We start from the raw sequence: 21,831 nt of genomic DNA on the forward strand, positions 1-21,831 counted from the left end.
CAAAAAGGATATTTAACACGAAAACGCTAATATACCAACCACAGCAGCATTAATTCCTGCCCGAAAATAGTAATAAAATGGATTGATGATGCGGAAACGCTAACTTACATGTTCAGGGCTTAATCACAATGCACAGCAGCCCGGTAACAATAATCACCACGCCCGCCAGACTATGCCAGCTGAATGCTTCATGAAATACCGGCGCGCAGACAGCCACCAGCCAGACCAGCACGTAACTCAGACTGAGCAGCGGATAGACCCGGTTCAGCGGGAAATAGTGCAGTGCCCGAATCCAGCAGAGCATAGAAATTCCATAAGCGGCCAGCCCGGAAAACAGCAGCAAGGCGGGCTGTATGGCAATAGTCGGCAGAGAGAAGATACTGCTGACATCGGGCAGCCGCGGCATTGCCCAGCGCATCATCAGCTGTGCCGCGGAGACCAGCAGCACGCTGCACGCGACCCATCCGTATCCTTTCATAGCTGGCTCGCCATCAGCGCCACACCCGTCACCACCAGCAGCGTACCGACAATCTGGCGCAGCGTTAACCGCTCGCGCCAGAGGATGCGTCCGGCCAGCGCAACGAAAATGAAGTTCAGGCTCAGCATGGGATAGGCCTGACTCACCGGTACCCGCTGCAGGACCAGCAGCCAGAGGAGCATCGCAATGCCTAACAGCAGCACGCTCATGCCAATCCAGCTCAGGCGAATACGGCGCGAAATCGCGTGCGTCGCCTGTTTCTGACACAGTTGCGCGCTGCAGCTGAGCAGACTCACCAGCACAATCAGCAGCAGCATTACTTCATCTGATCGTAGTAGAGGCAGACCAGCCTGCCCTGACGATAGACCGCATCCGGCACCGGCACATCCTCACCGATATCGCTGTGCACCGAGTCGACCAGCAACAGCAGCGACACGCTTCCGGTACGGCGATGGTCGGCAAGCCAGCTGCCGAAGTCGGCCTGAGAGACAAAACGGGACTGCGCATCCGGGTAGCTCAGCCCATACTCCAGTTCGCCTTTGGTGTCGTAGAAGCCAATATCGCTGCGCTGCAGATGCCAGGCAGCGGCAGACGCCACGCCGGGATTGTCCGCCAGGATAAAGCGGCTTGAGGCCAGACGCGCGCTGATCGTGGCAACAAAGTGCTGTGGCTGTTTAGCGTCGCGGATTTTATCCGGGATCGCAGCACCAATAAGCAGTGCGACACCCAGCGGGCAAAGCGCGGCCGCCAGCCAGCGGCGTTGTGAAGATCGACAGCTGTAGGCACCCACCAGCCCCCAGATGAGAAATGCCAGCGCGCCCAGCAGCAGCTTCAGCATCTCATGCGTAGCGAACAGCGGATGATGCGTCACGCTCCAGGGTGCCAGCACCAGCAGTACCGTTGTCAGGGTGAGAATGCCGAAAATCAGGTTAAGCCAGCCATTGACCGTTAAAGCGCGCCCTGCCCGCTGCGCGGCGTTCAGCCCATAGTGCGCCATCAGCAGCGACAGCGGCACAAAACAGGGCAGGATATAAGTCGGCAGCTTGCCTTTTGCCAGGCTGAAAAACAGCAGCGGCATAACCGCCCAGCTCAGCAGATAGAGCGCGCCGGGATGCTGATGACGCTCGCGCCAGCCAGCCATTAATGCACCCGGTAACAGCGCCAGCCATGGCAGCGTGCCCAGCAGCAGAATCGGCAGGTAATACCAGAACGGTGCCTTGTGCTGTGCATTCTCTTCCGCAAAGCGCTGGATATGCTCAACCCAGAAGAAGTAGTGCCAGAAATCGGGAGCCTGATGATAGATCGCCAGCGCCCAGGGCGCGCTGATCGCTGCGGCTGAAAGCATCGCCAGTGGCCCGAAGCAGAGCAGCTCCGGAAGTCTCTTTCGCCAGATCGCCCACGGCAGAATCGCCAGCACCGGAACCGCCAGTGCCAGAAAGCCTTTGGTCATAAATCCCATGCCGCAGGCAAGGCCCAGCAGCAGATAACCGCCCGCGCGTCCGGCACGTCCGGTGGCCTCCGTCGCCAGCCAGAAGCTGCACATCGCCGCCGCCAGCCAGAGCATCAGCATGGGATCGAGCACCGCATAGGTGCCCACGCCGTAGACCAGCAGTGAACTGAGGAAAATCAGACCACTGACAGCGGCGGTGCGCGCCGAACCAAATATCCGCCTGCCGAGCCAGAAGACCAGCGCGGCAGTCATCGCCGTGGAGAATATCGATCCCGCCCGCACGCCAAAATTGTTGTGGCCAAATAGCCACTGCCCCAACGAGTTAATCCAGTAACCCGCAATCGGTTTTTCAAAATAACGCAGGCCGAAGAAGTGTGGCGTGATCCAGTTACCCGTGGCCAGCATCTCCCGGCTGATCTCCGCGTAGCGGGTCTCATCCGGCTGCCAGAGATCACGGAACACGGGCGGGATCAGGTAATAGAGAATAAAGAAGCTGCAAAAAAGCACCCACATCGTGTTGTTACGTATCCGCACTAGTTCGCCTCTTCAGTCAGTTTCTGGCAGCCCAGCCACCCTTCCCGTCCGGGAATTTCGCCTCTGACGACCCTGCCCACCGGTAACGTGCTGAGATCGTCGGGCAGCAACTCGCCTAACGGACAGAACTGAATGCCGTTACGTTCCGCAGCATCCAGCAACTGGTCAAAGTCCGGGTAGCCGATGATCCCCTCAACTTCGGCATGTATGGTGTAAACCGCGCCCTCATCAGACGCGAGCATCTTCGCCAGAATGTAGTCGTTATAGCCTGCTGCGCTGACCTCGCGGCCAACCACTTCATCCCATGTGGGCAGCGTCACCGGAATCTGCACCGTGCCGATCTGCCCATCCGGCAGCAGGGGCCGGAACGGGCCGCTGCCCCGACAGTCGCTGTTGTAGTGAAAGCTGAAGTCCTGTTTGGCAGCGATGACCCGGCTATCAGCGCGCCAGCCTGCAACGGCCGAGCAACTGACCGGGTGACCGAGGATCTCACTCAGCGTTTCCGTGCCGCGGGCTATCTGCTCAACCAGCTTGTCCTGCGGCCAGACGCCCGCCCAGGTCTGCCAGGCAAAGTGGTCCCAGGCGTGCAGGCCAACTTCATGCTGACGGGTGGCGTCCTGCATAATTTGCCGCAAGCCACGTCCCATCTGCTTTCCCGGCCAGGCCGTGCCGGCGAGCAGAATGTTCCAGCCATAGAGCGATGCAGCGCGGGAACGCAGCATCTTCATGAGAAACGCCGGTTTCACCAGCCGCCAGAGATGGCGGCCCATGTTGTCCGGTCCCACGCTGAAGAAAAAGCTGCCTCGCACCGCATGACGCCGGAACAGCTCAAGCAGCGCTGGCACACCCTGCTTCGTGCCGCGCCAGGTATCTACGTCAATCCGCAGACCGATCTTCTTCATCACTTATCAGCCTGTTGCTCGACGGTGCGCAGGAAGAAGTCGAGCGTGTTGTCGATAGTGACATCCATCGTGACGGTCGGCGTCCAGCCCAGCAAACGACGTGCATTGCGGATAGCGGGTTTTCGGTGCTCTACATCCTGATAGCCTTTGCCGTAGTAGCTGCTGCTCTCCACTTCCCGGAAACCGGCAAACGGCGGGAACTGGCTGCGCAGCGGATGGCGTTCGAAGCTTTCCAGCAGCTGCTCGGCCAGCTCTTTAATGCTGGCTTCGTTGTCCGGGTTACCGATATTGATGATCTGACCGTCACAATTCTGCTGCCTGTTTTCGATAATGCGGAACAGCGCTTCCACGCCATCCTGAATATCGGTAAAGCAGCGCTTCTGTTTGCCGCCGTCGATCAGCTTAATCGGCGAACCTTCTACCAGGTTGAGGATCAACTGGGTAATTGCACGGGAACTGCCGATGCGTGCCGCATTGAGGTTATCCAGACGCGGTCCCATCCAGTTGAAGGGACGGAACAGGGTAAAACGCAGCCCCTCTTTTTTCACCATATGCCCAGATCACACGGTCCAGTAGCTGTTTGGATACGGAGTAGATCCAGCGCTGTTTATTAATCGGCCCGACCACCAGGTTAGAACAATCCTCATCGAAGCTGGCATCGGTACACATGCCGTAGACCTCAGAGGTGGACGGGAAAATGATGCGCTTCTGATACTTCACGCAGTCGCGAATGATTTTCAGGTTCTCTTCGAAATCGAGTTCAAACACGCGCAGTGGGTTGCGGGTGTACTCAATCGGCGTCGCGATCGCCACCAGCGGCAGAATGACGTCACATTTTTTGATGTGATACTCAATCCATTCGGAGTGAATAGCGATATCGCCCTCAACGAAATGAAAGCGCGGATGTTCCAGGAACCGGCTGATAGCGTCTGAACTGATATCCAGGCCGTAGACGTCGAAATGTTCATCCTGTAACAAACGCTCGGTGAGATGGTTACCGATAAAGCCGTTAACACCGAGGATCAGCACGCGGGTACGGCGTTGCAGCGCCGACTGCGGCTGTGAATAGAGCAGTGCACCTGGCACCATGCCCAGGCTCTGCGCCAGCTGGCTGCCGTTCATATAGACGCCATGCTCAGACTGTCCGGTCTGGATTTCCAGTGCGCCTTCGCCACAGGCGATCAGAAACGGCTGTTTAGAGATGACAGTGCCCGGTTTCACCTGCTGCTGCTGCGGATGAACCCTGCTCTTCCAGACAATAAATTTAACCGAACCGGCGAAGGCGAATGCCCCAGGCCAGGGATCGGTGACCGCTCTGACCAGATTATGAATTTTCTCAGCAGGCTGATTCCAGTCAATGCGGCCATCTTCGGGCGTGCGACCGCCCACCCGGGTTGCCTGGCTCTCATCCTGTGGCCACTCACTGACCTCACCCTGACGCAGGCGAGGCAATATGTCGCCCAGCAACTGCTCTGCGGCCTGGGTCAATTTACGATGCAGCGTCAGCGCGTTGTCCTGATCGTCAATGGCTACTTTCTGCTGCGCCAGAATATTACCGGCATCTGCGCGCTTCACCATGCGATGCAGCGTGACGCCCGTTTCGCGCTCACCATTGACCAGCGCCCAGTTCAGCGGTGCCCGACCACGGTATTTTGGCAGCAGGGAGCCATGCAGGTTAAAGGCCCCCTTCTGAGCGCATTGCAGGATCTCATCGCTCAGCAGATGACGATAGTAGAAGGAAAAGATCATCTCTGGTGCCATGGTACGGATGCGGTCAAGCCAGATCGGATGATTCGCCTCGTCCGGCGCATAGACCGGGATGCCGTGTTCTGCCGCCAGGCGGGCTACCGAGCCGAAAAAGTTATTTTCGGTCGCCACGTCGTTGTGCGTAAAAATGGCGGTGATCTCATAGCCTGCGTTCAGCAGGGCATTGATGCCGACACAGCCCATGTCGTGATAGGCGAAAACAACGGTCTTCATGATTGAGTATCCTGTACTGAAGGCTCTTCAGGAGCCTGAACAATGCGTTGAACGAAATAGCGTGGACGCGCGCGAACGTCGTTATAAATGCGCCCGATGTACTCCCCGAGCAGTCCCATACCCACAAACTGGGCACCGATAAACATGAACAGCACGGCGAACAGCACGAAGACGCCGTCACCCGCCCAGGCCGCACCAAAAAAGAGTCGCAATACGATCAACACCAGTGAGAAAGCAAAACCGGAAAGGGCAATCAGGCTGCCGACCACGCTGAGCAGTCGCAGCGGTGTGGTGGTCAGGCAGGTCACCAGGTCGTACATCAGGTTGATCAGGCGCATAAAGCTGTATTTCGAATCGCCAAAAGCCCGTTCGGCGTGGATCACCGGCAGTTCGATGGTGTGTCGGGCAAAGGTGTTGGCCAGAATCGGAATGAAGGTGCTGCGTTCGTGGCAATTGAGCATCGCTTCGACGATGTGGCGGCGATAGGCGCGCAGCATGCAGCCGTAGTCTCCCATCGCTTTGCCGGTGACCCGCTGAATCAGGTGATTGAGCGTGCGCGAGGCCTTGCGACGGAACCAGGTATCCTGGCGCTGCTGCCGCACGGTGCCCACCACGTCATACCCCTGACGCGCAGCCTCAACCAGCCGCGGGATCTCTTCCGGCGGGTTCTGCAGATCGGCATCAAGGGTAACAATCAGATCGCCACGGACCTGGCTGAAGCCGGCCATGATGGCGGAGTGCTGACCGTAGTTGCGGTTGAGCAGCACGCCGGTTATCCGGCTGCCGGGAACGGTAGCGGCCTGTTCAATCAGTTCGGCAGAGCGGTCACTGCTGCCGTCATCCACCAGCAGAATTTCATATTCAAGGTTGATGGCGTCGCAGGCGGCGCTGGTGCGCTGCAGCAGCGCCGGCAAACTCTCCTGCTCGTTATAGACCGGGATCACCACGGAGAGCATATTGATCGGTTTGATATCGCGCATCTCAGACTCCGGCAATGTCATGTAAAGCCTGAATCACGCGTTCTACATCCTGATCCGTCATGGACGGAAACAGCGGAATTGAACACATCTGCTGGCTGTTACGTTCACTGGCGGGCAGACGCAGATCGGGATAGCGCTCGCGGTAATATTTGTGGGTATGCGCTGCACGGAAATGCAGGCCGCTGCCGATGTCTCGCGACTTCAGTGCCTGCATAAAGGCATCACGGGACAGCCCGCAGCGTTGTTCATCAATACGGATAATAAACAGGTGCCACGCATGCTGATGTGGCCACTCTGGCCGTGAAAGCGGCGTGAAGGGCAGCGAACGCAGCGCCTCAAGATAGCGTTCGGCAATCTCACGGCGGCGTGCAATAAAGCCCGGCAGTTTCTGTAACTGCACCAGCGCAATCGCTGCGCTGATATCGGGCAGATTGTATTTGAAGCCCGGCATCATCACTTCCGCCTGCGGCAGACGCCCCTGAGTCTGACGATCAAACGCATCCACGGCAAGGCCATGAAACTTCAGGCTGCGGATACGATCGGCGAGAGCAGCGTCATCGGTCACCACCAGACCGCCTTCTGCGCACGTAATATTTTTGATGGCGTGGAACGAGAAAATTGCCGTGCCACGATACCCGACCGGTCTGTCGTAATAAGTCGTGCCCACCGCGTGAGCCGCATCTTCAATAATGGCAATGCCATGCTGCTCAGCCAGATGATAGATCGGTGCGATATCGGCGGGCGCACCGGCGTAATGCACCGGAATTATGGCGCGGGTGCGTGGCGTAATGGCCTGCGCTATCCGTTCCGGCGTCACCATCAGGTTATCCGGATCAACATCAATCATGACTGGCGTGGCACCCAGCAGCGTAATCAGGTTAAGGGTTGAAACCCAGGTCATGGACGGCGTGATCACCTCATCGCCAGGCCCGATCCCCATCGCCATCAGCGTGACATGCATCCCGGCAGTGGCAGAGCTCACTGCAATGGCGTGCTGATTGCCGGTCAGCTGAACAAAGGCCTGCTCCAGTTCAGCGCATTTCGCCCCGGTTGTTATCCATCCGGAATCGAATACCGCTTTAACAGCAGCCAGCTCCTCATCACCGAATGAAGGGCGGGAAAATGGCAAAAATTCCATGCTAAAACTCCTGCAAATCAAACCCATAAACTGTCGCGCGTTGTTAATCGGATACAACGCCGGAAAAGAATTGAAATAGCGATTTATCAATACCCGGCAGGCGGATAAGCCATAACAGGTTTCCCGTTATGGAATTAAGGTTACCGGACTGCTAATACAAGCTAACGTATGAAAGTTAACTAAACATTAAATGAAGAGGTTTAATTACAATAAAACAGCGAGGATTCATTTAATGGATTTCTGAAAATTTCACTATTATTTCAATAATACTCCGCCGGTACCCAACTCTTTTTGAGTGATTGATATTTTGTTTAAAAAACAGAAACGCCGGCCTGTTATCAACTCAGACACAGCTCGACTGACACAGATTTTTTAATGGGGAAACCTTAAGCCACTGATGACGAAAAGATAATTTCAGATTGAAAATTTCCCCCTTAACGTCATCAAATACCTCCACTCAGGATTTCAGTAAAACGACCGATTAATAAGCCCTCCTTAATGCATTCTTAATATTTCCTGTAGTTGATGTTCTTTGCCCCAAATAATCATTACGTTTTGGTGAATCTAAGGTGACAGTCAGTTAATATCTTTAATATTATTTGTGCCCCTGTGGTAAAAGCAGTGCTAATAAAAGCGAATAAGATCGCGGTTTCAGGCGTTAACGTTTGGTCTGTCTGAAGGGGGAAAAGTGATGATACGTGCCGCCTGTTTATGCATTCTGTTTGTCCTGATCAGCCCGGTGATCTGTGCCGCGCCGGTAACCTATGCCATTACCCCCGATAAAACGTCGATTGGCCTTTCGTGGCGTGCCTTTGGACATGACTTTTCGCAGGCCAGACTACAGGGCGTGACCGGCACAGTGACGCTTAATCCGCATGAGGATCGTGACGACCGTATTGAAGTGAATATTCCGGTGGGAACGCTGGTCGCCTCGAACAGCCTGTTAACCTGGCAACTGAAAAGTGATCTGTTTTTTGATGCAGAACATTACCCGCAGATTCATTTCGTCAGCAGTCGCGTGGCTGCATTGGGTGACGGTAATTACCGGATTTTTGGCACGCTGACGGTTAAAACTGTCAGCCGGCCTGTCGTGATGCTGGCCTCGCTGGACAGCGGGCAGACCCTCGATCCTGCCTCACGCTTGCTGGCGCTGCATGCCTCCACCGCTATCTCCCGCTCCGCCTTCGGTATGGATCGGCTGGTCGGGGTGGTTGACGACCGGGTAAATATTGCGCTTAAGATTGTAGCGCAGGTCAGACAGCCGCGCTGATCGTCACTGCTGCGCGTGCTGCCGGATTACGTGAGCGCTGCCTGTCATGTTTCAGGAGGCCGCCAGCTGCGCTGAGGGTTTGGTTGCGGCCAATCAGTACATATTGATAACCGTCGTGCGTCCACCAGGCCAGCTGCATGCCATGTCACCGTTGTGCGACAGCGCATAGCCATACGCCAGGTGTTCCTCAGGGTGCTGATGGAGGTTGCTGTACATGATTTTTCGCGCCTCCCTGCTACATCAGACCTCGGGATGGCCATTAATGACAGATTTCAGATTGCGGGACTCCTCACAATCGGTAAACAGCTCAGCACCGGTTTCTAATCGATAAAAATAATCTTATTTTTTCAGTCTGCCATGCCTCATCAGATCAGCACGTTTTCCACCTGACAGAAGCGCCTTTCCGCCAGGGAGATCACCGCGGCTTCCGCAATTGCCTGTGCCCTGAGGCCATCCTCCAGGCCGGGCAGATCGCCAACCTGCTCCCCGTTCAGCGATCGGATAAATGCGTCCAGATGAGCATAATAGGTTGGCTGCACCCGGCTGAACCAGTCTGGCAGCAGCCCAGGCTGCTGAACCTGCGCGCCCTGATAACAGCTGACGCCGCGCTGCGGCTGAGAGGCCGATTCCAGCATGCCGTCTGACCCCATCACACTGATGCGTTCGTCATAGCCATAGCCAGTCCGGCGGGCATTATCGAGCTGTGCCAGCGCCCCGCTCTGTAGCCGTAACAGCAGCGTGCTGGTGTCCACGTCGGCGAATTCGCTGATCGAAGGCAGAGCCAGCGCTGCGCCCATCGCTGCCACTTCCGTCACTTCCTGTTCAGTCAGCCAGCGCAGCAGGTCAAAAAAGTGGATAGCCTGATCGCGCATCTGGCCACCGGATGCCTGAAGATAGGCCAGTGGCGGCATGGACGAAGACCGGCAGACCATCTGAATCAGTTCCGCCGAGCCAATCCGCCCCTGGCGGAGTTGCTGCTTAAGCTGCAGATGACTGACATCGAAACGGCGATTAAATCCCACCGTGACCGGCACATTGTAAGGGAGAACGTTAGACACGGCCTTACGGGCGCGCTCAAGAGAGAGATCGACCGGCTTTTCACAGTAAATGGCTTTACCGACACGGGCAGCGGCTTCAAGCAAATCGGCATGGGTTGGCGTCGCGCTGGCGATCAATACCATGTCAATCTGCCCATCATTTATCGCTTCAGTCACGGACGCGGCCCTGGCACCAAAGCGTGTCGCAAACGCGGCAGCGCGTGCGGGCTCCGCATCGGCTACCCACACCAGTTCAGCCCCGGGATGTGCCTGAAGATTAGCCGCATGAACTTCGCCAATAAAGCCACACCCGAGCAGGGCAACGCGTTGCTTTTTATTCATTATTTGAACTCCATCATAGTACGGCAGAAAGCTGCAACGGCAGGATAGCGCGGCGTTTTACACTGACGGCATGATGTTTTGAGGTGTTTACCTCAGAGGAGAACGGCATGTCGCTGAAAGAAGTCGCCCTGCGGGCAGGAGTAGGGCTGGCAACCGTGGATCGGGTGCTTAATGAACGGGGTGGCGTTGCACCGGAAACGGTCCACAGGGTATTGCAGGCGGCACGGGAAGTCGGACTCAGGCGGATTTTGCCTGAGGAGCATCGTCATCCATGGCAGATCGAACTGCTGCTGAGCAGTAACGATTCGTTTTTCTTTAAGCAACTGGCGCAGGATTTTACTGAGATCGCCTCCCATCTGGGCTATCGCCGGTTGACGCTGCATCGCACTTTTGTCCCGGAGGCGCAGCCAGAAAGGCTGGCAAAGCTTATCAGGCAAGGCAGTGAATCGCGGGATGGATTAATCGTTTTTGCCCATGAACATCCGGCTATTTATGAGGCGCTGGAACATTGCCAGGTGCGTGGTGTACCGGTGATCTCGCTGGTCACCGATTTACCCGGTGCCGCCCGGCTCTGTCATGTCGGGATCAACCAGTTGCAGGCAGGACGCACCGCCGCTCAGCTTATGGGTAAAATGCTGCATCAGCCCGGTGAGGTATTGATGGTCAGTGGTCACAGGGATTACAGCGCGCATCGTCAGCGCATTGAAGGATTTTGCACGCTTATGACTGAACGATATCCCCATCTTCAGCTGCGTGAAGTTCTGGCCGCTCAGGAAAATCGCGACATAATCAGTAAATTGCTGGAGAAACAGCTGATTCAGAGCGGAAATCTGATGGGAATTTATAATACCGGCCTGGGGAACACTGAGATCGGTCAGGCGCTGGCACGTCATCGTCGGCTTAATCAGTGTATCTGGATCACCCATGAACTTTATGCCACCACCCGCACATTGATGGCGCAGCAAAGCGTTGCGCTGACGCTGGATCAGAATACCCGGCAGCATACTCAAATCGCCCTGCAGCTGATGCTGAACTATCTGGAGCAGGGGACGAAACCCGATGAGTATGCCAGCGGTAAAGTGGACTTCATGATTTATACAGCCGAGAACGCGATATGAAGCAAACCATCACATCATACCCTCCACCGAGAGCCCTCATTTTCGTTATAGATGCCAGCCGTTGAAATCTGATCAGGCTATTGATATTGGGCCAGCAGATGACCCACTTTTAACGTCAGGCAGCATCACTTCTACTCTGCTCTTCTGTATCGCAATCACTTCAGAACGGTAAATGATGCCGAGAGGCAGGTTTTAAAACTGCCTTGCATCTAAATATTGAAATATAAATCTATATATAATCAATTTATTATTTTAATATTCCACCCCACTTCAGAGTTGCTATCATCGCCTCAAATCCGACAGGCCAGCATCGCATGCAGCGAGGAACATATCAGATTAGACACTCTGAACCCGGATCGCTGAACAGAAAGAGCGATTCAGGAGCTGATACGCTAAGGTGTTTGACTGATAAAGCACGTTTTGTATAAGGTTTGATAAATATCAAGCCTGTCTGGGTTTTAATTGCCAGTGTCCCGTTACGCTTTCACTTTATGACGGTGCGATGTTAAATTCTCATCGGTTTAAGGCAGGGATACTTTCAGCGCTTTATATTAAGAGGACTGAGCAGAGGGTCATCCTGAATTTTATCTCCACCGGTAACGGTGTCTGACTGATTAATGAGAGCGTGGTTTGGAAAAGTGTTTATCTCCAGTGCGCACCACCACAGAAAGAGTGCTGCACGCTGTTATTTTCGAAGTTGTTGCCAATGTATTGGTTTTCATCATTCTGATTATTTTTGCCTCGGCAGCACCTTCACAGTCGGCACTTTTGACCATCGTTTCATCGACACTGGCGATGGGATGGAACTATCTGTTCAACCTGATGTTTGACAGCGTTCAGCTGCGAACCGGATTTAAAAAAGACTGGCGAATAAGATGTCTCCATGCCGTTTTATTTGAGGCAGGTCTGTTATTCGTATTGATCCCTTTTGCAGCATGGTGGCTGGATATTACGCTACTCGCAGCGCTGAAACTGGAATGTGGGTTGGTGCTGTTTTTTCTGGTTTATGCTTATCTGTTCAATCTGATATGGGATTACGGCAGGGCTGCACATAAAAATAATACAAAAAAACAATAAATTAAAAATACGTTAAGGTAAAAACTGATTTTTTAACCTTCTGCTTAGCCAGGTCAGTGAAGCGTCAGAGGCGACACTGCGCATCTGAACGCATCCAGTGCGTAAGGACACACGTATATCTGTTGTCAGGTTCTTATTTATTCTCCTGGCAGCATCGATAGCACAGCGAGTCAGCTTAGATAAAGTTAAGACCGCGCATAAGCTCATTTTTACAGGTTAACTTCAGCAAAAAATTATGAACAAAGTCTACTATCTGAATAAGTTAAGAAACTGCCCGTCAACCGATATCCTGGATATCGTGACAAGCTATATGCGAAAAAAACTTCCTTCTGACGATCTCTCTTCTTTTGAGGGCGCATACGATCATCGTAAAGCCGAACTAATAATGAATGAGACTTACAACGAAGTGCCTGCGGAAGTCTGGCGATTAGTTTGCTGAAGCTGAAATAAGGAGAAAAAAATTAATACATTAGCCGCTGATGATTTACTGTCTGCAGATTATCCCCTTTCCTCTTACGAGTACGACCGCAGACTGATATTTTTCAGCAGGAATAATGTATCGATAAGTCAGAGCATCACCCTTTCACGCAGTGATGCTCTGATATTATTCAGACACGGATATCAGAAGTGATATGACAGGCCGATCAAACCACTGTAATCCGTTTTAAATTCACCACCAAAACTGCTCTCTACTTTTGCATTCAGTGAAAGGCCAGGTGCGATAATGCCTTCCAGCCCTACACTGCCACGATAACGGTTATCTGACCAGGCGCTGTATTGCCGGTTTGACTGACGATCGGAGAGCGTGGTAGTGGAGCCATTTTTACCAGGTGAATACTGATAGGCCAGACTGGCGCTGACGTTAATATTCGGCATTAATGCGCCCACACCGCGTTTCTGCACCATTAACCCGCTGCTGGTGAAGTATGGTGTGGATGAACTTAACGAAACTGACGCATCCTCCCCTTTCAGGGTATAGCCGGACATGACACCTCCGGTCACACCCACAAACGGTGAGATAAACAGCGTATCGTCAGCCAGCGCAAACTGATAGCCAGTGCGCAGGCTGCCTGCCAGCATATGGCTGTCCTTTTTCATGCCATTAATATTTAAAGCAGGATCCAGCGTTATCTCCTGATTCAGATACATATAACGACTGGCAGAATCAAAGAACCATCCGGCATCGGACTGCCATGAGTAGTAGGCCCCAACCGTGGCCAGCCGATGCTTCTCATGCCCCTCACCTTTAACTTCACCCTGAGTATAACTGACGTTGATACCGGCTGTTTGCGTGTCGCTGCGGGTATCCCAGCCCACATTCAGTGTTTGCTGGTTGGCGTCGAGTCCAAGAAAATGCCCTTTTTTCTGCTCTATTGTTGCCCATGATCCGTTGCTTTCTGGCGAAGCGCGCAGACTGTCAGTGCGGTTATGCAACTGGCTGACCGCTTCACTGAAAATGTACTGCCGCGAGGCGATTAAGGCACGCGTGCGCTGGATCAGTGGCAGGTTGTCGTAAACAGAGAACCAGTCATCCGGATTGAACGCCGGTTTTTTGGCTTCCTCTTCTGCTTTCGCGGCTTCCTCTTTCGCTTTTTCTTCAGCTTCGGCCTTTGCTTCAGCCTCCGCTTTGGATTTAGCTTCCTCTTCAGCTTTCGCTTTCTCAGCAGCAGATTGTTCGGCAGTCGAGGTATCCTCTGTCGGAGCAGACGGTGCTGGGGTTGGATCTGGATCAGGCGTTACGTCCGGAACAGGCGCTGGCTCTGGATCAGGCGTTACGTCCGGAACAGGCGTCGGTTCTGGCTCAGGCGTCACGTCCGGAACAGGCGTCGGCTCTGGCTCAGGCGTCACGTCCGGAACAGGCGTCGGTTCTGGCTCAGGCGTCACGTCCGGAACAGGCGTCGGCTCTGGATCAGGCGTCACGTCCGGAACAGGTGCTGGCTCTGGATCAGGCGTCACGTCCGGAACAGGTGTTGGCTCTGGATCAGGCGTCACGTCCGGAACAGGCGTCGGTTCTGGATCAGGCGTCACGTCCGGAACAGGTGTTGGCTCTGGATCAGGCGTCACGTCCGGAACAGGTGTTGGCTCTGGCGTCACGTCCGGAACAGGTGTTGGCTCCGGGATGGGGTCAGGTTCGGCCGACTTATTACTCTCCAGCACCCATAAAACTCGATCGTTATCATCTTTCACCTGATAATTGGGTGTGTAAACGCTGAATCCACTGTAACTGTCGGCGAATGAGAAATAACTGTGTGAGGTGCCAGCAGGCGCATCCACCATCACCAGATCCTGGGTCAGCGCAACTTCCTCTTCACTTCCGATTAGCAGACTTACGTCCAGCAGGTTATCACCACCACTCACCGAATTTTTTACAATCAGTTTGTCACTTTCCAGCGTTGATGGCTTAACGCCTAACATCAGATTCAACCCGGTCGCATCCAGCGTATCTACCTTCAGCGTTTTAGCGCTCCAGTTGCCTGAAGGCACCATTGAAAGCATCGATCCACGTTTCGCCATAAGCGAACTGACATTACTGTTGCCGGTCATCGTCCAGGCAGCATTGGGATCCAGTGTCATAATAGTGCTGCCTGTTGAGGTTACCGAACCCTGATAATTTACCTTTCCAAGATAAAGTGAGGCGTTATTCGCTAGCTGGACATCCCCTTCAACTTCACTCGCAGGCAGCAGTGTCAGTGCTTCTGCGCTTCGCACGGGCTGACTGCAGGAAACATCATCAGAATAGATGGCAGAATAGCAACGCCAGCTTTTCTCGCCTGCCACCTCGCTATCGTTATAGCCAAAAGAGAGTGTTGACGAATCAGCAGCAACAATGTTGGCTTTAACGCCAGCGTATTCTCCCACCTGGAAATGCGCTCCGGAGCCAACATTGATCTGATCGGCCTTAAACAGAGATGTGTTCCAGTCATCATCAACGACAACATTGCCCGCATGTGGAACCGGCTGGCCAGAGAGAACAACAGTCCCGCTGGCAACATCCAGATTGCCATTAAGATTCATCCCTCCGGTCAGCGCGGTAATCGCGGTGGTATTACGCGGTAAAATGTTAACATTCATGACGCCATTCAGCGCATTTTCGAGCGTTTCACCCAGAAAACCGCGGAACACCTGAACGTTCAGCTGTGTCAGGCGATGATTGATGGCTTCATCCGCATCGGTCCCCAGATACGTCCAGGTCGACGTCGAGGATTTATCGGTCGGAAAATACCAGTAAGATGATGTATTTAACTGAAAGTACTCAGTATCTTTAGTGTAAGGATTATTATATACATAGATTGTGCCTGGTGTTCCCTTAGGGTTACTGCCCGTAAATTTATAAAAGGGAACATCTGCGGCCGTATAGCCAGTAATGTTGAGCGTTGCCGCGGCATCACTGTGGTTTAGCAGTGTAGCGCCGCTGTCGGTATGGTTAATCTTTTTAAAACTCAGCGTATTGCCGTTTAAATCTAAGCGACCACCACGATAGCCAAAAAAGATCTGGTCAGTAGCAACCTGACTTTCGTCATTGAGTACTACGGTTGGCCGACCACTGACTAGCGTAACCGAGGAAAAAGCCTGCTTGTTACCTGAAGCATCCGCTTGCTGGTCAAGGATAGCGGTACCCTCTCCTATATTCAGGGAACCCGGGTTTCTACCTACGGCATTGATATGCAATGTACCTGCGCCGATTTTGTGCAGAGCGTCATTGGCCAATCCGTTAACCTGCCACAGGACTTCTTTATCTGCATCAACCTCAATACCACCGCCAGCCCAGGTCGCATTGACGCCGTCGGCAGATGCGACAGTGTAATCGCTGGAAAACTGAAGTTTGCCAGCACCCATGTTGATGGGTGTATTCAGGGTGATGAGTCCGCCAGCACCATTGAAGCGAAGATCTTTGGTGGCATCGAGCTCTTCATTGGTTCGCTCTGACGGGGCAATACTCGCATATTTCGTATCCAGTCCACTCCATGACCAGGAAGCATTATTTTGAGTAATGCCATTGCCGTCCCAGTAGATTGAGCCGCCACTGGCACTATCTGTAACATCGGGCGAGGTATTTGTGGCGCTGATGTTCTGAATATACCCATCAGGAATATATTCCCACATGGAAGTACTGCCATAAGCTGCTGCACTCGTACCACCATGTAGCACACCCGCCAATTTCCATTTCTGATCAATTTCGTCATAGGCCAGAATCGGGCTACCACTATCACCGCTCAGAGTACCAATCGCGAGCGGCGAAGTGAGAGGGTTGTCTGGTCCGTAATCAATTGCGCGCAAGGTCCCGGACGGCGTCGTTATCGTATCCGCATTAATAGTGCCGCCGCTTACCCATTTATAGGCACCGCTCAGAGTGATCTGTGTTGTTTGATCCTCACTGACCTGACTCTGCGTACCGCCGCCGGTACGTGTATACCAGGAAAAACGTGACTTATCAGCCGTGCGCATGGTCGTCTTATCGAGCACTTCTGCTGGCGCAGCCTCTGTGACAACTTTATTTAAACGAGGCAGGTGGAAATCAACATCTGAGATCGTTGATTCATTGCGATTAATGAGCTTATAGGTTGCACCATATTGTGCACCGTTGCCAAATTGCAGCGACTGATAACCGGTGTTGTGACGGGCACTGGCAACATACGAGGGTGCTACCAGCGTGCTGTAGCCATAGGTCGCTACCATACCGAAATCAGGCATGGCGAAATCAAGATAGCCTGATAAAGAACCATCCATTTTATAGACAGGTATATTTGTCAGACCGACCGAATATTTTCCCAGGTTTTCAGCAAAATCACGATATTCTTGCACATCAATATCGTGTCGCATTATACCCGCATAAGATTTGGTGCAGATAAAGAAGGTGCAACATAACGCTGCGCTTCCAAAATGTTTCAATGGATTATCCTCATGAGGCTATTATTATTTAAGAAAAATACCTTAATTAATGAAATAGTATCATTATGACAATCGGTAATAGAATCTGAGTTTTATAAAGATATTGATTCAGATCAATTAAAGGAGGCAGGTTAGCGTAAAATATTTGATAACTCATTGTATTAAAAGGCCATAAAAACCCATTGCCAAAATGGATTGAAAATATCTTATTTAATATAATTCTTAAAAGATATGCCGGGCGAGTGCCAAATGAGATCAAGATAGATATAAAAAACACTTCCTGATAAAAAATAATTTATTATTTAAGAGCCAGTTTTTTTATCTATCGCGGGATTAATTCTTATCTTAAAAAGCTTATTTTACTTTGTTTAAATAATACTCAAAATCATTCATAAGATTAATCAATTGCGTGTATAGTTCACATAAAACACGCGGTTAACCATTCCTGGAGTAAGCCCGAAATAAGAAAGGCAGCAGAAATCTGTAGCAGTCCAGAAAAAGGACTGCGACAAATGATCCGGGGTCTTGCAAAGATTTAGCCAGCATTGAGCTCAGACAGAGCCTCAGGAGAATTATCATTTATTTCAATAGCTTTTGATAATCCTGCTGGCAGGGAAATTGAAAAGTGATTATTGCGGGTGATCGCGATGATACAACGCCCACTGCTCAATCCTTTCTCCTGAAGGTAACAGACAGTAAAGTGTACTGGTGTTCGATAATTCATCCTTTACCTGTTGTCCGCCACGCTGAAGGCACCATTGACTTGCAGGATTCCGCATTACCAGGCGCTGTGGCTCGGCATGATGAGGCGTGCAGGCACTAATTTGCAGTGTGGCCAGCATCAGGGAGCCGACTGTTATTCTGTTTATGATTTTCATGTAACCCTCTCTCAGCATCATTTTCAGGTCAGTGAGACTTCGTTTTTCATGCTCACCATGCTATGGCACAAAGCGTAATAGCGATGAGCGCATTAATTAATTCGCTATTCGTCATGCGTTTTTCATAGACCATCGCTTCAGATTCGTTTCTGGCCAGTTTGTGGAAAAACCGGGTGTTTATCTGAGCATCTAATAATGATAGCACCCACGCGCTAAACCCTCTCTTAACAACACCTATTACTGTCGGCATTCTCATTACTGGCCTGCGAAACACAATAAACAAACCCCAAAAGAGAATGACTGTAATAATAATTAACAAGACCTCCCGAGTTATAGTTAACACATAAGCTTAATTTTCAATGAAAATTCCTTTGTAGTACCTCGATTCTTTTAACCTGTCGTCAAAAGACGCATACTTTCACTCCCTTTACATAATTAACGCCCCACCTGCATAATCCTGACGCCCTTAGTAAACACGCTGTTATTAATGGATTTAATTAACAAAACGCTTAATTCGTATCGGGCCAAAGAAGCGTATGAAGTGCGAAATGGCATGCCTGTCTAACACCTTTCAGAGCCCCTTAGCCCTTTAATAAAACCTTAAGGAAGAGTTACGAATATGAATAATAATACTGACCTGAATAAACGCGTAAAAGCGATAGTGCTGGCCGGAGGAATGGGTATGTTGCCCCTTATCAGTTCAGCGGCTATTGTCGGAAGTCTGAGAGGCGGAGATATTACGCTGGCGGATGGCACCACGTTGATTGCCGATCAGTCATCTGGCGATGGTTATTATGGCATTCTTGTAACCGGTGCAACCGCTGCTGAAGTGACTGCCGGTTCGGGCAGCACAGTTACGGTGAAAGACCCTGAGCACTACGCTAAGGGCATTTTCATCCAGGCGGCGAACAGTAACTTTACAGCTGATAAATTAATTCTCAATGTTTCAGGAATATCCGCAGTAGCGATGGAGCTCAGCGGAAAGCAGGTTACTGGCAATCTGGGATCCGGTAGCTCCGTCACATCGATCGGTTCAGGCATTGCTTACGCGGAGGGAGTGGTTGTAAGCAATCAATCCTCGTTGCAGGCCGAAGCATTGAGTATCAGTACCCAGGGCACCAACGGTATCGCACTGCGCGTCAGCGGTTACGGCTCGAACGTTGATTTAGGCAATGGCAGTAGTATACAGACCAACGGGACCAACAGTCATGGTGTCCAGGTGGATACACTAGCCGGTGATGCGATTAATAGTGCCGCAACGCTTAAAGCCGAAGCGCTGACCATTAATACCCTGGGCGATGCCTCGCAGGGTATCAATATTCAGGATAATGGCTCGGTCGATCTGGGTAGCAACTCAACCATTATCACCACAGGTAAGATTTCTGCAGGCATCTGGAGCCTGGGTGAACTGACTGCCGATCATCTGACAATCAGCACATCTGGCACGACTTCTCCTGGCATTTCAGCCAGAGAAAATAGCCTGATAAATGTCGGCGCAGGCAGCGTAATCTCTTCAGCGCAGACTGGCGGCCTTGTTGCTATGGATAGTAATGTCACCCTCAACTTTTCAGGCAGTGAAGAGGAACGCAACACCATTCAGTCTGGTGGTTATGGCGCATCCGCTCAATCGACAGGTGCAGTGATCAACCTGGCCAACACAGATATAGTTCTTAAACAATCAGATATGGTCGGCAGAGGCCTTTGGTCTCTGGGTGGAGGCGAGATTAATGGCGAAGACATAAGCATCACCGGCCCTGATACAGGAATAGGTGTTGTTACCTGGAATGGTGGCCAGACCAATCTGACAGGCGATCTCTCTATCGATATGACCTCTCCGGATGGCGTAGCAATAGCAACACTTTACGCCGAAGGGCTTGCACCGGGCGTTATCACTTCTCAGGGGAAAGCGGAAATCACCGGCAGCGTGGTATCGCAGGGGGGCCTGATCGATCTTAATTTAGAGCCGGGTTCACTGTGGTCCGGTAGTGCTACCAGCGATAACGTGAATGGCGGTCATTTAAACGTCAGCCTCACCAACAGCACATGGAACGTTAGTCAAACATCTAATCTTGATAACCTGACATTAAATAACTCACTGGCAGATCTTTCTGCAGCAACAGACGATGCGACCTACTCCACTCTGACCATTGCAAACCTGAGCGGTAGCGGCAACTTTACCCTTCGTACCAATCTGGTCGGCGATGGTGAAGGGGTAAATAATACGGGCGACAAAATCGTGGTGACCGAAAGCAGCGCAGGTGAGTACGGTCTGAATATTCTGAACCGCGGCAGTGCCATTACCACAGGTAATGAAGTACTGACCGTTGTTGAGACTACGGATGGTATCGCGACGTTCAGGGGCAACACCGACGTTGAACTGGGTGGGTATGTCTATTCGGTCAACAAACAGGGTACTAACTGGGTTCTCTCATCGCCAAAAGCGCCTGAAACGTCTGCTGCAGATGAGCAACCCGCCATTCCAGCCGATAACAACATTCAACCTGTTTCAGATGAGAACCCCTCAGCAGACCAATCCCCCGTAGTCCCAACGGATAACATCATTCAACCTGCTTCAGATGAAGACATGAAAGAAAATGGAAATCCGACACAGCCAGCAGAACAAAATCACAATTCAACCATCACCAGCACAGCGAATGCAGGTGCCAACTTCCTTAACATCGGTTATCTGATGAATTATGCCGAAATGCAGACTCTGATGCAGCGTATGGGTGATGTGCGCCAGGGAAAGACGGGCGGCAATGTCTGGCTGCGCGGAATGGATGGGCGTTTCAGTGGTTTTGCCAATGGCAAGCTGAGCAACTTCCACATGAATTATTCAGGCTATCAGTTTGGGATAGATAAACGCCTGTCCGATGATCTGCCGATTTATCTGGGCTTGTTCATGGGAGCAACAGAGGGCTCGCCTCATTATCGTGCTGGCGATGGCACGACAAAATCTGAACATTTTGGTATCTACGGCACATGGCTGAATGATGCTGGTTTCTACCTGGATGGTGTACTGAAATTCAACCGCCTGAGAAATCAATTCGATGTCAGCGATACACAGAATAATCGCGTATCCGGTCATGGTGTTTCATCAGGCCTGAGTGGATCACTCGAAGCCGGGAAGAAGTTCAGCTTCTCTGACGAACTTACTGGCTTTTACGTGGAACCACAGCTTCAGCTGACTGCAGGTCATCAGGATGGAACCTCAGTAAGGGCGTCGAATGGCCTCAACATTGATCTCTCAAGTTACAAATCGCTGATGGGAAGAGCCAGCGTACTGGCAGGATATGAAGTCAATCAGAGCAACTACAAACTCAATACTTATGTCAAAACAGGTGCTTTACGCGAGTTTGGCGGGGATGCTGCTTTTGCTCTGAATGGTTCAGATGAGCGCCTCTCATTTAAAGGTAATGGCTGGAATAACGGTATCGGTGTCAGTGCGCAAATCAGTAACCATACCCTTTTTATCGAAGGAGATATGGTAAATGGAAATCGCTTCGATCAGCGCCAGGTTAACGCCGGCTATCGTTTTAGTTTTTAATAAATAAACCGACAAATGATAGATGTTAAGGGAGACGTAAATGAAGAAAATATTATGGATGATACTGGCCCTCATCAGTTCAGGTGACCTGCCCCCCGTTGATTAATACACCACGATGTTAGTAATGTCTTCATAAGCCACATGAGGACATCCCCATGAAGAAGCGTTTTTCCGACGAACAGATCATCAGTATTCTTCGCGAGGCTGAAG

The 21,831-nt window shown here is 51.9% G+C and carries 15 protein-coding genes and 1 pseudogene; 5 read left to right on the forward strand and 11 right to left on the reverse strand.

What is annotated here, in order from left to right; genetic code table 11:
• Positions 1–112 precede the first annotated feature (112 nt).
• The 7 genes and pseudogenes from arnF to arnB form a co-directional block, all read right to left on the reverse strand.
• Positions 113–478 carry a 4-amino-4-deoxy-L-arabinose-phosphoundecaprenol flippase subunit ArnF gene (gene arnF / locus F3I44_RS18215; RefSeq protein ID WP_150015814.1) on the reverse strand — a complete coding sequence of 122 codons (366 nt, stop codon included), beginning with the start codon at positions 476–478 and terminating at the stop codon, positions 113–115.
• Positions 475–795, reverse strand: coding sequence for a 4-amino-4-deoxy-L-arabinose-phosphoundecaprenol flippase subunit ArnE (gene arnE / locus F3I44_RS18220; RefSeq protein WP_150015815.1), 321 nt, complete (start codon positions 793–795; stop codon positions 475–477). Before arnE ends, arnF begins: the two co-directional genes overlap by 4 nt.
• Positions 795–2,462: a lipid IV(A) 4-amino-4-deoxy-L-arabinosyltransferase gene (arnT, locus tag F3I44_RS18225; protein WP_150015816.1), complete on the reverse strand. Its 1,668-nt coding sequence runs from the start codon at positions 2,460–2,462 to the stop codon at positions 795–797. The genes arnE and arnT overlap by 1 nt, the downstream gene beginning before the upstream one ends.
• On the reverse strand, positions 2,462–3,364 hold the full coding sequence (gene arnD, locus F3I44_RS18230) for a 4-deoxy-4-formamido-L-arabinose-phosphoundecaprenol deformylase (RefSeq protein ID WP_150015817.1): 903 nt from the start codon (positions 3,362–3,364) through the stop codon (positions 2,462–2,464). The genes arnT and arnD overlap by 1 nt, the downstream gene beginning before the upstream one ends.
• Positions 3,364–5,344: pseudogene (arnA, locus tag F3I44_RS18235) on the reverse strand (bifunctional UDP-4-amino-4-deoxy-L-arabinose formyltransferase/UDP-glucuronic acid oxidase ArnA). Before arnA ends, arnD begins: the two are co-directional and overlap by 1 nt.
• A complete protein-coding gene (gene arnC, locus F3I44_RS18240) occupies positions 5,341–6,324 on the reverse strand; it encodes an undecaprenyl-phosphate 4-deoxy-4-formamido-L-arabinose transferase (protein WP_150015819.1) in 984 nt (327 codons plus the stop codon). Before arnC ends, arnA begins: the two are co-directional and overlap by 4 nt.
• Before the next feature lies 1 nt (position 6,325).
• Positions 6,326–7,462 (reverse strand): UDP-4-amino-4-deoxy-L-arabinose aminotransferase, encoded by a 1,137-nt coding sequence (arnB, locus tag F3I44_RS18245; protein ID WP_150019508.1) that lies wholly within the window; start codon positions 7,460–7,462, stop codon positions 6,326–6,328.
• 691 nt (positions 7,463–8,153) lie between these two features.
• Between arnB and F3I44_RS18250 the strand changes: the two genes are divergently transcribed.
• The gene (locus F3I44_RS18250; RefSeq protein WP_150015826.1) at positions 8,154–8,732 is read left to right on the forward strand and encodes a YceI family protein; all 579 of its coding nucleotides are present in this window, start codon (positions 8,154–8,156) and stop codon (positions 8,730–8,732) included.
• Between the two features lie 93 nt (positions 8,733–8,825).
• Here F3I44_RS18250 and F3I44_RS24135 read toward each other — a convergent pair whose 3' ends face one another.
• Positions 8,826–8,948 (reverse strand): hypothetical protein, encoded by a 123-nt coding sequence (locus F3I44_RS24135; RefSeq protein ID WP_255467314.1) that lies wholly within the window; start codon positions 8,946–8,948, stop codon positions 8,826–8,828.
• Positions 8,949–9,097: 149 nt separating this feature from the next.
• Complete coding sequence (locus tag F3I44_RS18255; protein WP_150015820.1) at positions 9,098–10,111, reverse strand: Gfo/Idh/MocA family oxidoreductase; 1,014 nt, start codon at positions 10,109–10,111, stop codon at positions 9,098–9,100.
• A gap of 107 nt (positions 10,112–10,218) precedes the next feature.
• Here F3I44_RS18255 and F3I44_RS18260 point away from each other — a divergent pair, with 107 nt between their 5' ends.
• From F3I44_RS18260 to F3I44_RS18270, 3 genes are all read left to right on the forward strand, one after another.
• A complete protein-coding gene (locus F3I44_RS18260; protein WP_150015821.1) occupies positions 10,219–11,229 on the forward strand; it encodes a LacI family DNA-binding transcriptional regulator in 1,011 nt (336 codons plus the stop codon).
• A gap of 630 nt (positions 11,230–11,859) precedes the next feature.
• The gene (locus F3I44_RS18265) at positions 11,860–12,306 is read left to right on the forward strand and encodes a PACE efflux transporter (protein WP_150015822.1); all 447 of its coding nucleotides are present in this window, start codon (positions 11,860–11,862) and stop codon (positions 12,304–12,306) included.
• 235 nt (positions 12,307–12,541) lie between these two features.
• On the forward strand, positions 12,542–12,745 hold the full coding sequence (locus F3I44_RS18270) for an Hha/YmoA family nucleoid-associated regulatory protein (RefSeq protein WP_150015823.1): 204 nt from the start codon (positions 12,542–12,544) through the stop codon (positions 12,743–12,745).
• Positions 12,746–12,927: 182 nt separating this feature from the next.
• On the opposite strand, the gene F3I44_RS18275 is transcribed toward F3I44_RS18270, so the two are convergent.
• Entirely contained in the window at positions 12,928–17,196 is a 4,269-nt protein-coding gene (locus tag F3I44_RS18275) for a S6 family peptidase (RefSeq protein ID WP_223811698.1), read from the reverse strand.
• A gap of 629 nt (positions 17,197–17,825) precedes the next feature.
• Positions 17,826–18,095 (reverse strand): DUF333 domain-containing protein, encoded by a 270-nt coding sequence (locus F3I44_RS24330; RefSeq protein ID WP_368668633.1) that lies wholly within the window; start codon positions 18,093–18,095, stop codon positions 17,826–17,828.
• A 598-nt stretch (positions 18,096–18,693) separates the two neighbouring features.
• Here F3I44_RS24330 and F3I44_RS18285 point away from each other — a divergent pair.
• Positions 18,694–21,621 (forward strand): autotransporter outer membrane beta-barrel domain-containing protein, encoded by a 2,928-nt coding sequence (locus tag F3I44_RS18285; RefSeq protein WP_150019509.1) that lies wholly within the window; start codon positions 18,694–18,696, stop codon positions 21,619–21,621.
• Positions 21,622–21,831: the final 210 nt, after the last annotated feature.

It is taken from the genome of Pantoea sp. F_5 (genome assembly GCF_008631595.1).
Taxonomy (GTDB): domain Bacteria; phylum Pseudomonadota; class Gammaproteobacteria; order Enterobacterales; family Enterobacteriaceae; genus Pantoea; species Pantoea gossypiicola.

Excerpts from the sequence above, each read along its gene's own strand:
- arnF (WP_150015814.1), bottom strand. The coding sequence starts at position 478 with ATGAAAGGATACGGATGGGTCGCGTGCAGCGTGCTGCTGGTCTCCGCG.
- arnE (WP_150015815.1), bottom strand. The coding sequence starts at position 795 with ATGCTGCTGCTGATTGTGCTGGTGAGTCTGCTCAGCTGCAGCGCGCAA.
- arnD (WP_150015817.1), bottom strand. The coding sequence starts at position 3,364 with ATGAAGAAGATCGGTCTGCGGATTGACGTAGATACCTGGCGCGGCACG.
- arnC (WP_150015819.1), bottom strand. The coding sequence starts at position 6,324 with ATGCGCGATATCAAACCGATCAATATGCTCTCCGTGGTGATCCCGGTC.
- arnB (WP_150019508.1), bottom strand. The coding sequence starts at position 7,462 with ATGGAATTTTTGCCATTTTCCCGCCCTTCATTCGGTGATGAGGAGCTG.
- F3I44_RS18250 (WP_150015826.1), top strand. The coding sequence starts at position 8,154 with ATGATACGTGCCGCCTGTTTATGCATTCTGTTTGTCCTGATCAGCCCG.
- F3I44_RS24135 (WP_255467314.1), bottom strand. The coding sequence starts at position 8,948 with ATGTACAGCAACCTCCATCAGCACCCTGAGGAACACCTGGCGTATGGC.
- F3I44_RS18255 (WP_150015820.1), bottom strand. The coding sequence starts at position 10,111 with ATGAATAAAAAGCAACGCGTTGCCCTGCTCGGGTGTGGCTTTATTGGC.
- F3I44_RS18260 (WP_150015821.1), top strand. The coding sequence starts at position 10,219 with ATGTCGCTGAAAGAAGTCGCCCTGCGGGCAGGAGTAGGGCTGGCAACC.
- F3I44_RS18270 (WP_150015823.1), top strand. The coding sequence starts at position 12,542 with ATGAACAAAGTCTACTATCTGAATAAGTTAAGAAACTGCCCGTCAACC.
- F3I44_RS24330 (WP_368668633.1), bottom strand. The coding sequence starts at position 18,095 with ATGATGCTGAGAGAGGGTTACATGAAAATCATAAACAGAATAACAGTC.
- F3I44_RS18285 (WP_150019509.1), top strand. The coding sequence starts at position 18,694 with ATGAATAATAATACTGACCTGAATAAACGCGTAAAAGCGATAGTGCTG.